We start from the raw sequence: 13360 nt of genomic DNA on the forward strand, positions 1-13360 counted from the left end.
CTTTTTTGTGGCTACTTGGCAGCGGCCGCCGACGGAACGAAGCTGGTCGCAGGCGGTCAAGGGGCCGCCTGAGCAGGACGGAGGGACGTTGCGTCAGGACGCCGGTGGGGACTGGGCCAGCTTTTCCAGGCGGCGGTGGCCCCAATCGGCGACGGGGCCCAGCGCCTCGGAGAGTTCACGACCGAACGCGGTCAGGGAGTAGACGGTCTTCAGCGGCAGCACATCATGCACCTCCCGGTGCACCAGTCCGTCCGTCTCCATCTCACGGAGTGCCTGAGTCAGCACCTTCTCACTGAGGCCGGGAAGCTGTCGGCGCAGTTCACCGGGGCGCTGCGGACCGGACTCCAGCAGCCAGAGCAGAGCGGTCTTCCACTTGCCGTCCATCACGGCGATCGCGGCGGTCACTCCGCAGACATCCGGGTCCTGGGCACGGCTGCGCGTCATCGTCGTCCTTTTCTTTGTCTTTGTTCTTCGTCTTTGCCGTTCATCACTGTGTACAGGGAGTTGGACCATGTCCATGCAGTCCGAACAGTCTGCCGTCACCGTGCTCGGTCTCGGGCCGATGGGCCGGGCCCTGGCCGGTGCGTTCCTCGACGCGGGGCTGCGCACCACGGTCTGGAACCGGACGCCGGGGAGGGACCGGGAACTGGTCGAGCGCGGGGCGACCGGTGTGCGCTCGGCGGAAGAGGCGGTCGCCGCAAGCGGTCTGATCGTGGTCTGTTTGGTGAACTACGACGCCTCGGACGCCGTTCTGCGGAGCCCGGCGGTCACCGACGCACTCAAGGGGCGCACCGTGGTGAACCTGACCGCCGATACTCCGAACCGGGCCCGGGACACGGCGGACTGGGCCGCCGGGCACGGCATTCGCTATCTGGACGGTGCCATCATGACGCCGACCACCACCATCGGAACGTCTGCCGCGGTGTTCATCCACAGCGGTCCGCAGGAGCTCTACGAGGAACACCGGCCGGTGCTGGGCGCGCTGGGCGGCACCCACACCCACCTCGGCGAGGAGATCGGCCGAGCCGCGGCGTACGACATCGCGCTGCTCGACATCTTCTGGACGGCGATGGCGGGTTACGCGCACGCCCTCGCGATGGCACGCGCGGAGGGGGTCACCGCACGGGAGTTGGCACCCTTCGCCAAGGGCATCGGCGCCATTCTCCCGCCGCTCTTCGAGGAGACCGCGGAGGACATGGCGAGCGGCAGCTTCTCCGGTGAGGGCAACCCCCTCACCTCAGCGGTGTCGTCCATGGCCCATATCGTCCACACCTCCGAAGCCCATGGCATCGACGCGGGCGTGATGCGGGCGGCGGAGGGCATGGCGCGCCGCGCGATCGGACTGGGCCACGGCACCGACGGGTTCATCCGTATCGCCGAGGTTCTCGGCCGCCACTGAGGGCCCGCCACTGAGGGCCCGTCATGACGGCTCGCCATGGAGGGCCCGCTATTGAGGGCCGGGCCGCTGAGGTGTCAGCGGCCCATGGCGAGCCCGTCCTTCTTGCCGCCCCGGCTGAGCACCGCCTCCTGGATGGTGCTCAGCGCGCTGGTCCAGCCACCGTTGCCGGGGCTCTTCTCCAGTGCGCGGGGCAGGTTCACCAGGGAGATCGGATCGTTGTCCACCGCGTGCGGGATGTACTCCGCCTTCTTCACCCGCCACGCCTTGCCCTTGGTGGCGGGCGGGGAGAAGGTGAAGCGGGCCGCCGAGCCCATCTGACCGCGCTTGTCGCCCATGACACCGGCGATCTGGTCACCCATGCCGTACACCACCCACGTGCCGTTGACCTTCTCGTACGCCTGCGGGATATGGGCGTGGGTGCCGATGATGAGGTCGATGTCACGGCGGCCGTGGTCGGCGGACGCGGTGAGCTTCTTCGCCAGCGAGAGCTGGAGCTTGTCCGGTGCCTGCTGCCACTCGGTGCCCCAGTGCACACTGACCACGACCACATCCGCCCCGGCCCGCCGGGCGGCCCGTGCGTCCTTGATGATCCGCTTCGGGTCGATGACATTGACCAGCCACGGCTTGCCGTCGGGCACCGGAATGCCGTTGGTGCCGTAGGTGTACGCGAGTTGCGCCACCTTGGCGCCACCGGCCTCCATGACGGCGGGGCGGGTGCTCTCGGCGGCGGAACGCGCCGAACCGGCGTGCTTGAGCCCGGCGTGGTCCATCGCGTCGAGGGTGCGGACCACGCCCTCCGTTCCGGCGTCCAGGGTGTGGTTGGAGGCGGTGGAGCAGGAGTCGTAGCCGAGCTTCTTCACGGCTTCGGCGAGTTGGGGCGGTGTCTTGAAGGTCGGGTAGCCGGTGAACGGGCCCTCGTCGGCGCCGTAGACCGTCTCCATGTGGCAGATCGCCAGATCGGCCTGGGCGACGATGGGAGCCGCCGCGGCGATCATGCGCCGGAAGTCATAGCCCTTGCCGCCCGCGTCCGCCCGGGCCTGACGGATGACCGAGTCATGGACGAGGAGATCACCGGTGGCCACCAGCGTGAAGTCCTTGGTGGGCTCCGCCTCGGCCGCGGCGGCCGTCTTGGAGGGCTTCTCCCCGGCGTCCGGGGCGGAGGACGACCCGCCGCCGCAAGCGGTGACGGTTCCGAACAGTGCGGCGGCGAGGATCGCCGTCCGATGGCGTCGGTGAGGGGACACGGTTCACTCCGCACTCGTATGGGGGTATATCGGTAGGATTGTCATATTTATATGCACGGAGTGTGGGGTCCTTGCGGAGTGATGCGGAGCTTCACCGGATCGGCGGACCAGATGCACCCCGAGCCGACCGTGGGTGTGCGAGCGCGACCCGGCGGTGGTATGGGCTCTCGCCGCCCGGTGATTCGGAGCGAAGTGATGCGGAGCGAACTACCCCAATTCCACGGCAGGTTGATGGTGTACGGGGTACCGAACTGAAAGGATGGCGGTGCTGTGCCACTTCAGGGGGAGGACGTTCCATGCAGGTCGGCCGGCCCAGCATCACCGCCCGCGCCGCCGCCGCCTTGCGCGCGGCCCACCAGCAGCTGGAAGGGGGCCGGGTGTTCCAGGACCCGCTGGCGCTGCGCATCCTCGGCACCGACACCGATGACCCCGTGGTCGAGGCGGCCTTCCGGCCCGAGCGGGAGGGTGTCCGGCTGACCGTGGCCGCCCGCGCCCGCTTCGCCGAGGACGCGGTCGCCACGGCCGTGGAGCGCGGGGTGCGGCAGGCCGTGGTGCTGGGCGCGGGGCTGGACACCTTCGGCTGCCGCAACCCCCACATGTCCGCCGGTCTGCGGGTGTTCGAAGTGGACCATCCCGCGACACAGGAATGGAAACGGCACCGGCTGGCCGAGTCAGGGATCGCCGTACCGCCGTCGCTGACCTTCGCCCCGGTCGACTTCGAGCGGTCGGGACCGGCCGACGGACTGGGGGCGGCGGGGTTCGACCCGGGCCGTCCCGCGTTCTTCCTCTGGCTGGGTGTGGTGCCGTATCTGACCCGCGCCGCCGTCTTCGACACCCTCGGCTTCATCGCGGAGCTGCCCGCCGGATCCGGAGTGGTGTTCGACTACGGTGAGCCATCGGAATCCCTGCCGCCGGAGCAGCGCGCGGCGCACGAGGCGCGCGCGGCCTGGGCGGCCGAGGCGCGGGAGCCCTTCCTGAGCCACTTCACCCCTCAGGAACTGCTGACCGCCCTGAGTGACCTGGGCTTCTCCGCGACAGAGGACATCCGCTACAGCGACCTCGCCGCCCGCTACACGGATGGGCCGGGACCGGATACGGACGAGGTGTCCCCGAATCTGAGCGCCCGTGTGGTGCGCACCTGGCGGGCCGCGGTCCGGTGAGGTGCTAGTCCGGCTCAAGCCGCGCCCGCCACGATGACGGGGGGTGTTCCCGCTGGCGCAGGGGGTGAGGCCCGAGCCGCCTCCGACTCGGGCCTCAGTGCTGTTCGCCCTGGTGGGGCCTGGCGAGGTTCAACGCCCCTGGTGGCGCGAGGCGTTGAAGCCTCACGTAGTGGTCACCGGTACGGTTGCCCGGCTGGCACCCAGGTTCACCGTCACCTTCGCGGCGGTGGCGTCCTCGAAGTAGAGGAAGTCGGCGGTCGGTGCCGCCGAGGACGTCCGAGCCGGTGCCCCGGCTTGATCCGGTAGTCGTTCGGCAGGGTCCGCCAGGTGATCCGGGCGTCCTCCCCGGGGGTCATCGGCTCGGAGGTGCCGGCCGAGTGGCGGTTCTGCGCGTCCATCCAGCCCCGGGCGATCACCTCGAACGGCTTCGTGGCCGTCACATTGGCGGTCTTCTTGTAGCAGGCGTTGTCCTGGGCGGTGCTCTCACCGTGGCACGACTCCCCGGCCAGCCCCCGCAGACCGTCGTGGATCCCGTTCTGCGGCTCGTTCCGTCCCCAGTCGATCCGCTCGTCCTCGCCGTAGTCGACCAACAGGGCCGTGAGGTTCGACGTCGGCCTGTCCAGCGATACCCGCAGATCCACGGTGGGGGTGCCCGACAGCCGTACGGCATTCGGCAGCGGCGGGGTCACGAACGCCAGCCGTCCGGGTCGGTCCGCCGAGGGGTCGGCGGCGAGATCCGCCTCGCCCAGCTTGATGTCCGTGAAGGACGGGGTGCCAGTTCTGGGCGTCGGTGCCGCGGGAACTGCGGCCGCACAACATGCTGTTCGTACTGACCTCCGGCCATATGGCGGGTGCCGCGGGCACCCAGGCCTTCATCGCGGCGCATCCGGAGCTGTTCCCCGAGGTCGTCCTGGAGATGCACCTGGAACACGCCGCGCGCGAGGCGGTGGTGGTCGACGGCGAGGTCGTGCCCACCGACGATCCCGAGGTGCGCTGGTGGTTCACCACCCGGGCGCCGCGGCTGGAGCGGCTGGTGGCCGAGTCCATCGCGGCGGAGGATCTGTACGAGGGCGGCCCTCCGCCTTGCGATTGACCGCATCTGGCGCCGCTCGCTGATCCACTGGGGATGACGGGACAGCCCTTAGCGCCGGGTGCGCGTGACGACGGCCCGCCGGGATCCCGCGGGCCGTCATCGCGTTTCACCTGGTCCATCTAGTGTCCGCCCGACGCCGTCAGTGCGCAGCGGGCCGTGGCGGTCCGGCGGGGGTCGCTCTCGGAACGGGCGGTGAGGAGCACGGTGCCGTGCCGGTCGGCGCGCGTCTTCGCGGTCACGGCCACCTTCACGTCCACCGAGGCCCCGGCCTCGGTGGTGGCGAGCCGGTTGGGCAGCCAGGCGGACCAGCCCCGGCCGATGGCCGTGGCCGACAGCCGGTACACATCGGAGGTGACGGAGGCGCCGCCCTTCCCGGGCGGGTCGCCCTGCCGGGAGCCGGCCTCACCGGTGTTGGCGAGGGCGAAGGTGCACCGGGCCCGGCCGCCGGACGGCTCACCCGCTGCCTGGCCACGGCCGACGGCCACCCCGCGCCGCTGTGCCCCGTCGCCGTCGAGGGAGCGGACAGCCACGGTGTACGAGAGCACTCCGGACCGGTTGCGGCGCACATCGAGGACGTAGAAGTGCAGCCGATTGGCCTTGTCGATGTACTCGTACTGGCTGCCGGAGTCGGCACCGGCGTGGAAGAGCGCGTCGCTGAGCTGACGGTAGTCCCCCATGGTGATCTTCTGCGGGGTGCCGTCCGGGCGTTCGAAGTCCACCAGGTCGATGTCCTCGGGGTGGGCGTCGACGACCCAGGCGAACGGTGCCCGGTCCTGTTGCTTGGTCTTGCTGAGCAGCACTCCGCTGTCCGGGGTGAACGAGTCCATGCCCATCCGGTCCACGACCTCGAGCGTGTAGTGGTCGTAGCCGCCGCCGTCGCACAGCGGATCGGTGCCGCGGTCGCAGGGCGGGGAGAGGTCCTTGTCCAGGGCGATGGTGACACCGGACAGCCCCTTCCTCCCCGGTGGCGCCGAACGCGCGGTGACCCGGGCGGTGACGAGCCCGGAGTCCTTCAGGGCGGCGCGGTCAAGGCGCAGGACGTTGCGCTCGCCCACGATGCCCAGCTTCAGCTTGTCGCGCAGCACATGCTGGGCGCCCATCGAACCGCCCGCGGTGGCGGGGATCCGCCAGCGGGTGTGCGGACCTTCGGGACCATTGAACGAGCCCCGGGAGAGCATGCCCCAGATACCGGTGTAGGAGCGGCTGAGCGGGGTGCCGTACGGGTTGTTGTAGTTGTCCCCGATGCCCAGGATATGGCTCAACTCATGGGCGTACACGGCCATGCCGGAGCTCTCGGCCTGAAGGGACGAGCCGTCCGCGGCGTTCGGCCAGATACGGGCGGCGGCCTGCCAGGACGTCCACGGGACGTAGCGGGTCCGGGCCGCGTTGTTCCCCGTGGGGATCGGCGGGCCCCACACCGCGGGGACGTCGCCCGCGCTCGCGAACTTCATCTGGCCGAACTCCTGCCAGGTGGCGGACTCGTCCTCCCCGGCGGTCAGATAGAAGACGAAGTCGAACTTCGCCGCCTCGCCGGAGCCGATGTCGCCGGTCCACGCCGCCTTGGCGTCGGCGCGGATGTCCTTGCCACAGGTGTCCCCGGCCCGGCAGGCACCCCGGTTCATCGAGTCCTCGACGCCGTACTGGTACGACTTCCACGGCATCCGGTACACACCGAAGGCGGTCAGATCGACACCGATGCGGCCGCCGGAGTCCTCCATCCAGTACTCGTTGATGGTGTGACCGTGGTTCAGCGGACCCGGTGTGTTGAGGAAGTCCCGGTAGAAGCGGGGAAGGCGGCCGCGGGGGATACCGGCGGCCGTGGGCTGCGGATTGCCGAACCGGTTCGACCCGGCCGGTCGGCTGACCGTGAACTCCTCGTCCGGGTAGTCCAGGAGCACGAGGGCGCCCTTGAAGGTGCGCTGGGTGGGTTCGACCGACGGATCGGCCCAGTCGGTGCCCGGGACGGCTCGGTAGTCGGCCCAGGTCATGTCGTCCGGGTTGCGCCAGTGCTGGGGGTCGATCGGCTGGACGAGCGGTGGCCCGGTGGGCCGGGCCGACGGTGTGCCGTCGGCGGTGGCGCGGGCGGGTCCGGCGGCGACGGCCGCCAGGGTGGCGAGGACGGTGGCGACGAGCGTTAAGCGGCGGACTCGTCTTCGGCGGAGGAACAAGGCTCACCTCTTGTCGGGCGTCTTGGGGCTCAGACATGACAAGCCGTGCGAACGGTATGCCTACCGCTGCCAAGGTAAGCCGGGGGAGGGGGAGGCGCCAGAGTGCCGCTGTGACGACTGTGCGGGGTGAACCGCGGGAGCCCGCCCCGGGGATCACTCCGGCCGCAGCCGCCGGATCCGGTCCAGGTCCGCCGCGAGCAGATCGTCGTGCGCCAGGGTGAAGTCCCCGTTGGGCAGCGCGTCCTGCCCGTAGTAGGCGCCCATCACCGTGTCGGGAAGGAACTCGCGCAGCTCATGGCGTACATCCGCGGGATAGTCGACGGGCTCGCCCCAGCCCTCCGGAGCCTCGTCGCTGCTGAACAGCACCCAGTGATCCACCGGCACCTCGGCGTCCAGGTCGGGCGGCCCGCCGGTGTGACAGTCCAGCGCGGGCAGTGTCAACTGGTCCGGCTCCAGCGGCTCGTACCACATCAGCAGGGGCTTGGCGCGCTGTGCGTCGGCGTTGTCGAAGCAGCACACCGCGATGGTGTGGCACGGGTACCGGTCCGCGTAGAACTCCAGCAGCCGCGGATCGAGCCGGGGCCGCTTGTGGGGCGCAACCTGTTGCAGCGCGTCGGGGATGGCGGTGGCGTCGCGGGCGAGCAGCACCGTGAAGACGTCGTGGTCGAACACCTCCACCCGGGGCGACCGGCTCGCGCCCATCCACTCCATCGTCGGGGGCGCGGACACCGGGATCGGACGTACCGCGTCCACCATGCGCTTCAGAATGTCGTCGGCGCGCCCCGCCGAGAGGAAGTTCTTCCGGGTCATGGGAAGCGCGGGCAGATGCAGCAGCATCGCGTTGGGTCCGGTGGCCAGATTGACCGGAGTGTTCTGGTAGCCCAGCACATGGATCACACCGTGCTCCGGGTGGTGGCGGCGCCCCGCGTACACCGTGGTGCCGGAGAACGTGGCCGGGGCCATCGAGATGCACATGGGGGCCACGCTACCCAGACGGCGGTGAACGCGATGCACCGGGATGCGGGGTCGTGGGGGGCGGGCCAGGCGGGCGTTGGGGGCGAAGCGGACGCGGATCGGCATCCTGTGGTGTTCAGTACCCGTAGACGGCTGCCGAGCAGGTGACAAAGCGCGATAGCGTGTACAGGCCAACGGGAGGCTGCCGAACGGCCCGGGAACGCGGCTCAGCGCACCCGGGATCAGCACACCGGGACGGCGAGGCCCATCCGGAAGGCGAGGAGCACCCGCGCTCCTCCGGGCCGGGCGGCTTCACCGACCGGCTTCCCGTCTGGCGCGATTCGTGGATACCAGCACTAGGAGCCCTCTTGACCAGCCCGGAACAGCGCATGGCTGACCTGCTCAAGACCTTCGGTGAGCCGGCGGCGAGCACCGCGCACCTGCTGTGCGACAGGCACCCGGCCGACGCCGTGGCGTTCACGTTGGTGGGCGGGGACCTGACCGGCCATGACATGACGTTCGGTGAGTTGCGCGACCGCTCGGCGCGCATGGCCGGCGCGCTGGCCGACCTGGGGGTCGGAGCCGGTGACCGCGTCGCCACCTTGATGGGCAAGTCCGGCGAGCTGCTGGTCGCGACCCTCGCGATCTGGCGCCTCGGAGCCGTCCAGGTGCCGCTGTTCACCGCGTTCGCACCGCCCGCCATCGCGCTGCGGATCACGGGCAACGGCACCAAGGTCGTGATCACCGACGCCGATCAGCGCCCGAAACTGAACCCGGAGTCCGGCTTCCCCGCCGAGCGACCCTGGCGGATCGTCACCACCGGTCCGGTCGAGGCGGGCGACCTGGCCTTCGCCGAGATGGAGGCGGGACACACCCCGCAGGCCGAGCCGGTGGCCATGGGCGGCGACGCGACCATCGTGGAGCTGTTCACCTCCGGCACCGCGGGCAACCCGAAGGCCGTCACGATTCCGCTGCGGGCCGTCGCGGGCTTCGCCATGTACCAGGAATTCGGCCTGGACCAGCGGCCCGATGACGTGTTCTGGAACGCCGCCGACCCGGGTTGGGCCTACGGCCTCTACTACGCCATCATCGGGCCCCTCGGCATCGGGCAGCGCAGCCTGCTGTTCAACAGCCTGTTCTCGGCCGAGTCCACCTGGGCGGTACTCTCCCGCTACGGCGTCACCAACTTCGCCGCCGGGCCCACCGTCTACCGGAAGCTGCGCGGCTCGGAGCTGCCCGCCCCCGACGACCTGCGGCTGCGCTGCTGCTCCGCGGCAGGTGAGCCGCTGCCCCCGGATGTGATCGAGTGGGCGCGAGAGACCCTCGGTGTCCCGGTGCGCGACCACTACGGCTCCACCGAACTGGGCATGGCCGTCTGCAACTCCTGGCATCCGGCCCTGCGCACCGACATCAAGCCCGGCTCCATGGGGCGTCCGATGCCCGGCTGGGAGGTCAAGGTGCTTCGCGAGGACACCAACTCCGCCCTGGCCAAGACGGACGTCCCCGGCCGTGTCGTGATCGACATCCCCGCCAGCCCGCTGATGTGGTTCCAGGGCTACCGGGAGGCCCCCGAGCAGACCGCCGAGAAGTTCAGCCCCGACGGACGCTGGTTCTACTCCGGTGACACCGCCGCGTGCGACGAGGACGGCGATCTGTTCTTCTCCGGACGCGGCGACGACGTCATCCTCATGGCGGGCTACCGCATCGGTCCGTTCGAGGTGGAGAGTGTGCTGCTGGAGCACCCGGCCGTGGCGGAGGCGGCCGCGGTGGGCGTGCCGCACGAGGAGTACGGCGAGATCGTGGAGGCGTTCGTGGTGCTGCGCCCCGGCGCGGAGCCCGGCGACGCGCTCGCCGCCGACCTCCAGCAGCTGGTCAGGGACCGGTTCGCCAAGCACGCGTACCCGCGGAGCATCCACTTCGTGACGGAACTCCCCAAGACCTCCAGCGGCAAGACCCAGCGCTTCCTGCTGCGTCCGCAGCAGAGCTCCGGCCGGGGCCGCTGAGCCACCGCTCCCCCCGCCGGGACCGCAGCCCCGGCTGACGTGCACCGCACGCGAGCCGGGGCCGGTCAACCCGGTCGGGTCCGGTGGCCGGGTCCAACGGGGTGGTCAGTTCTGGGAGCGCGAGAGCGCCTCCCGCACCGCCTCCTCCGTACGCCCCACCACCGCCGAGCCGTCGTCCGCCGTGATGATCGGCCGCTGGATCAGCTTGGGGTGCTCCGCGAGCGCCGCGATCCAACGGTCCCGCGCGCTCTCCTCCCGCGGCCAGTCCTTCAGCCCCAGCTGCTTCGCGGCCGCCTCCTGGGTCCGGGTGATGTCCCACGGCTCGAGCCCGAGCCGTTCGAGCACCGCCCGGATCTCGTCCTGGCTCGGTACATCGTCGAGATAGCGGCGGACGGTGTACCCCGCCCCCTCCGCGTCGAGCAGAGTGAGCGCGCTGCGGCACTTCGAGCACGCCGGATTGATCCAGATCTCCATGCCGCACACCGTACCCCGAGAGCGGTTCAGACCGGTTCTGACCAGGGGGCTTTGTCAGTGCCCGGCAGTAGAATGGGGGCAGTTGAAAGGGAAGGTTCCCGACCGTCTCAGGAGGATGCCGATGGCCACTGCCGCACCACCTCTTCCGGACCTGCCGAGCTTTCCGACCCTGCCGAAGAAGCGGATGCCCGCGGGCCGTCCGCGTGAGTGGTACGAGTGCCACAACCGCCGGCTGAAGGCGATGCGCCTGGCCATCGCCCTGCTCAACTCCGGTGTGTACCGCGCCGAGCAGGCACCCAACCGCAGGATACGCACCACCGCGACCCGGATCGGAGTGCATCCGCCCTCCGACACCACCTGCCGTATGGTGCGCTCCCTCATCCGCCACGACAGCCGCTGACCGCCCCGGCTGCCCGCCGTGCCCCTCCCGGGCGCGGCGGGTCGGCCCAGCAGCGCGCCGGATCAGCCGAGCCCCGGCAGGCTCCGCAGTTCGCCGATCCGCAGCACCCGGGCGAGCACGACGAAGAGCAGCGCCATGGTGACGCACCCTCCGGCCAGACCCAGTACCGGAGCCCAGGCCGGGGAACCCACGGCGGTGGAGCAGCCGCGGGCCACCAGCCAGCCGAGCCCGGCGGCCGCCACCGCGGCGGCGGTCAGCTTGCCGTAAGTGCGGCACAGCCGTTTGCCGTCCAGCCGCCCTTCCAGCCGGCGCCGCAGCCGCAGCGCGGTGAACAGCAGCCCCACCGCGTACGACACGGCGTAGCCCGCGGCCATACCGGTGACCGACCAGCGCGCCGGGAGCAGCAGATGGCATGCGACGGCCAGGGCGATGTTCACCCCGCTGATCCACACCGCCATCCAGAACGGAGTGCGGGTGTCCTCGAAGGCGTAGAAGCCGCGGAGCAGCAGATACTGGGCGGAATACGGAATCAGACCGAGGCCGAACGCCTGGAGCATCTGGCCCAGCGGCAGGGCGGTGGCGGCGTCCGCGGACCCCTGCGCGAACAGCAGTTGGGCGATCTGCGGACCGAAGGCCAGGAAGAAGAACGCGGCGGGCACGATCACCACACCACTGGTCCGCAGCGCACGGGAGAGGTCGTGGCGCACATCGTCCAGCCGGTGTTCGGCCACCGCCAGGCTCATCCGTGGCAGCAGTGCCGTGACCAGCGAGACCGTGACGATCGACTGCGGCAGCAGCCATATGGTCTGGGCGTAGGAGTACGCGGAGTAGCCCACCCCGGAGGTGGGCAGCCGCTGGTCGGCCGCGTTGGCGAAGTTGGTCACCACCGTCAGCGCCACCAGGTTGGCCACCACGAGCATCAGGGTCCAGCGGGCCGCCACGAGGCTCTTGCGCAGCCCCGTGCCGCGCCAGTCGAAGCGCGGCCGGAAGCGGAAGCCCGCGGCACGGACGTACGGCACGAGCGCGAGGGCCTGGAGCGCGATGCCGATGGTGGTGCCGATCCCCAGCAGCCGCACCTGTGCCCCGGTGATGTCCTCCACCCGCCCGGGCACGGTCAGCAGTCCGACGTACCACCCGAACATGGCGATCAGAATGACGTTGTTGAGCACCGGGGTCCACATCATCGCCCCGAACTTGCCCCGGGCGTTGAGGATTTGGCCCATCATGAAGTACACGCCGTAGAAGAAGATCTGGGGCAGCAGGAAGCGGGCGAAGACCACGGTCAGCTCGAAGGCGGCATGGGTGTGCGGTGAGTCGTCCCGGTAGAGGCTGACGATCTCCGGGGCGGCCCATACGGAGAGCAGGGTGCCGGCACCGAGCACACAGAGCACCAGCGTGACCAGGCGCTGCTCATACGCCCGGCCGCCGTCGGGCTGTTCGGCGCGGGCACGCACCAGCTGGGGCACCAGTACGGAGTTGAGGGCGCCGCCGATCAGCAGGGTGTACAGGCTCATCGGCACGGTGTTGGCGGTGTTGTACGTACTGGCCAGCAGGCCGGTGCCGAGCGCGGCGGCCTGGAGCACCTGCCGGATCAGCCCCGTGGCCCGGGACACCATCGTGCCGAGTGCCATCAGCAGGGACGACCGCATGAGCCCGCCCTGGGTATCGCTCCGCGCCCCGGAGGCGTGCCGTCCGCGTTTCCGTTTCCCCCGTGACCGTGAATCCGTCCCAGCCCCTGTCTTCTCGATCATGAGAGCAATCTACCGGGGTGCGTGTCCGTCGATGGACCGGTCCCTCTCTCCCTTTTCCGCTCGGCGGGAAAGGGAGGGACGGTGGCTCGGCGCATGCCCTTGGAATTCCACTGACACCAGAAGGTGCGCATTTTAACCGCTATGTACCTATATGTCGCTTCCCGTTGCGAGGGAAGCGGTGCGGACGCACGCTCTCCTTGACGGAGGGAGTCCTGCGATGACCCAGCAACCACCGTCGGCGGTGGTCGACCGTCCGGTCGTCGGCTCGTACGCGACCTACGCCGGAGCCCAGCGTGCGGTCGACTTCCTGGCGGACAGCAAATTCCCGGTGGAGCGCACGGCGATCATCGGCTCGGATCTGCGCATGGTCGAAACGGTGCTCGGGCGGCTCACCCGTGGCCGTGCGGCACTGGCAGGTGTCGGTGCCGGTGCCTGGTTCGGTCTGCTGATCGGGCTGCTTCTGTCGGTGTTCGCGGCCGGTGGTCACAACGTGATCGTGCTGATCATCAGCGGTATCGTCTACGGCGCGGTGTTCGGAGCGATCTTCGGCTTCGTGGGTCACGCCCTGAGCGGGGGACACCGCGATTTCGCCTCGCGCAGCCAGATCGTGGCGGCCCGGTACGACGTGGTCGCGGATGCCGAGGTCGCCGAAGAGGCGAAGAACATGCTGATCAAACTCGGCTGGCGGGAGGACTGACCGGCCCGGCCTTCCTG

13 protein-coding genes are annotated in these 13360 nt (G+C 70.2%); 6 read left to right on the forward strand and 7 right to left on the reverse strand.

Translation table 11 applies throughout. The annotated features are described in order from the left end of the window. Positions 1 to 93: 93 nt before the first annotated feature. Positions 94 to 444 (reverse strand): helix-turn-helix domain-containing protein, encoded by a 351-nt coding sequence (locus tag HUT19_RS37890; RefSeq protein ID WP_176185332.1) that lies wholly within the window; start codon positions 442 to 444, stop codon positions 94 to 96. 67 nt (positions 445 to 511) lie between these two features. Between HUT19_RS37890 and HUT19_RS37895 the strand changes: the two genes are divergently transcribed. Next, positions 512 to 1399, forward strand: a complete 888-nt coding sequence (locus HUT19_RS37895) for an NAD(P)-dependent oxidoreductase (protein ID WP_176185334.1) — start codon at positions 512 to 514, stop codon at positions 1397 to 1399. Between the two features lie 74 nt (positions 1400 to 1473). Here HUT19_RS37895 and HUT19_RS37900 read toward each other — a convergent pair whose 3' ends face one another. Continuing rightward, entirely contained in the window at positions 1474 to 2643 is a 1170-nt protein-coding gene (locus HUT19_RS37900) for a CapA family protein (RefSeq protein WP_176185336.1), read from the reverse strand. A gap of 296 nt (positions 2644 to 2939) precedes the next feature. Between HUT19_RS37900 and HUT19_RS37905 the strand changes: the two genes are divergently transcribed. Beyond that, positions 2940 to 3803, forward strand: a complete 864-nt coding sequence (locus tag HUT19_RS37905; RefSeq protein ID WP_176185338.1) for a class I SAM-dependent methyltransferase — start codon at positions 2940 to 2942, stop codon at positions 3801 to 3803. Positions 3804 to 4015: 212 nt separating this feature from the next. Here HUT19_RS37905 and HUT19_RS37910 read toward each other — a convergent pair whose 3' ends face one another. After that, positions 4016 to 4558, reverse strand: a complete 543-nt coding sequence (locus HUT19_RS37910) for a CocE/NonD family hydrolase C-terminal non-catalytic domain-containing protein (protein ID WP_176187790.1) — start codon at positions 4556 to 4558, stop codon at positions 4016 to 4018. A gap of 62 nt (positions 4559 to 4620) precedes the next feature. On the opposite strand from HUT19_RS37910, the gene HUT19_RS37915 reads away from it, so the two are divergent. Continuing rightward, positions 4621 to 4896, forward strand: a complete 276-nt coding sequence (locus HUT19_RS37915; RefSeq protein ID WP_176185340.1) for a hypothetical protein — start codon at positions 4621 to 4623, stop codon at positions 4894 to 4896. 119 nt (positions 4897 to 5015) lie between these two features. On the opposite strand, the gene HUT19_RS37920 is transcribed toward HUT19_RS37915, so the two are convergent. Continuing rightward, a complete protein-coding gene (locus HUT19_RS37920) occupies positions 5016 to 7064 on the reverse strand; it encodes a M6 family metalloprotease domain-containing protein (protein WP_176185342.1) in 2049 nt (682 codons plus the stop codon). Between the two features lie 153 nt (positions 7065 to 7217). Further along, complete coding sequence (locus tag HUT19_RS37925) at positions 7218 to 8039, reverse strand: hypothetical protein (protein ID WP_176185344.1); 822 nt, start codon at positions 8037 to 8039, stop codon at positions 7218 to 7220. A gap of 347 nt (positions 8040 to 8386) precedes the next feature. Here HUT19_RS37925 and HUT19_RS37930 point away from each other — a divergent pair, with 347 nt between their 5' ends. Continuing rightward, on the forward strand, positions 8387 to 10021 hold the full coding sequence (locus tag HUT19_RS37930; RefSeq protein WP_217712328.1) for an AMP-binding protein: 1635 nt from the start codon (positions 8387 to 8389) through the stop codon (positions 10019 to 10021). A 105-nt stretch (positions 10022 to 10126) separates the two neighbouring features. Here HUT19_RS37930 and HUT19_RS37935 read toward each other — a convergent pair whose 3' ends face one another. After that, a complete protein-coding gene (locus HUT19_RS37935) occupies positions 10127 to 10495 on the reverse strand; it encodes an arsenate reductase family protein (RefSeq protein WP_176185346.1) in 369 nt (122 codons plus the stop codon). A 121-nt stretch (positions 10496 to 10616) separates the two neighbouring features. Between HUT19_RS37935 and HUT19_RS37940 the strand changes: the two genes are divergently transcribed. Then, positions 10617 to 10895, forward strand: coding sequence for a hypothetical protein (locus HUT19_RS37940; protein WP_176185348.1), 279 nt, complete (start codon positions 10617 to 10619; stop codon positions 10893 to 10895). A 62-nt stretch (positions 10896 to 10957) separates the two neighbouring features. Here HUT19_RS37940 and murJ read toward each other — a convergent pair whose 3' ends face one another. After that, positions 10958 to 12544 carry a murein biosynthesis integral membrane protein MurJ gene (gene murJ, locus HUT19_RS37945; protein WP_254886009.1) on the reverse strand — a complete coding sequence of 529 codons (1587 nt, stop codon included), beginning with the start codon at positions 12542 to 12544 and terminating at the stop codon, positions 10958 to 10960. Between the two features lie 319 nt (positions 12545 to 12863). Between murJ and HUT19_RS37950 the strand changes: the two genes are divergently transcribed. After that, on the forward strand, positions 12864 to 13343 hold the full coding sequence (locus HUT19_RS37950; RefSeq protein WP_176185352.1) for a general stress protein: 480 nt from the start codon (positions 12864 to 12866) through the stop codon (positions 13341 to 13343). The last annotated feature ends 17 nt before the right edge of the window (positions 13344 to 13360 follow it).

The organism is Streptomyces sp. NA02950 (assembly GCF_013364155.1).
GTDB lineage: Bacteria > Actinomycetota > Actinomycetes > Streptomycetales > Streptomycetaceae > Streptomyces.

Bases quoted from the DNA above. Each gene is read 5' to 3' on its own strand.
- HUT19_RS37890 (WP_176185332.1), bottom strand. From the start codon at position 444: ATGACGCGCAGCCGTGCCCAGGACCCGGATGTCTGCGGAGTGACCGCC.
- murJ (WP_254886009.1), bottom strand. From the start codon at position 12,544: ATGCGGTCGTCCCTGCTGATGGCACTCGGCACGATGGTGTCCCGGGCC.
- HUT19_RS37925 (WP_176185344.1), bottom strand. From the start codon at position 8,039: ATGTGCATCTCGATGGCCCCGGCCACGTTCTCCGGCACCACGGTGTAC.
- HUT19_RS37935 (WP_176185346.1), bottom strand. From the start codon at position 10,495: ATGGAGATCTGGATCAATCCGGCGTGCTCGAAGTGCCGCAGCGCGCTC.
- HUT19_RS37905 (WP_176185338.1), top strand. From the start codon at position 2,940: ATGCAGGTCGGCCGGCCCAGCATCACCGCCCGCGCCGCCGCCGCCTTG.
- HUT19_RS37895 (WP_176185334.1), top strand. From the start codon at position 512: ATGTCCATGCAGTCCGAACAGTCTGCCGTCACCGTGCTCGGTCTCGGG.
- HUT19_RS37940 (WP_176185348.1), top strand. From the start codon at position 10,617: ATGGCCACTGCCGCACCACCTCTTCCGGACCTGCCGAGCTTTCCGACC.
- HUT19_RS37915 (WP_176185340.1), top strand. From the start codon at position 4,621: ATGCTGTTCGTACTGACCTCCGGCCATATGGCGGGTGCCGCGGGCACC.
- HUT19_RS37950 (WP_176185352.1), top strand. From the start codon at position 12,864: ATGACCCAGCAACCACCGTCGGCGGTGGTCGACCGTCCGGTCGTCGGC.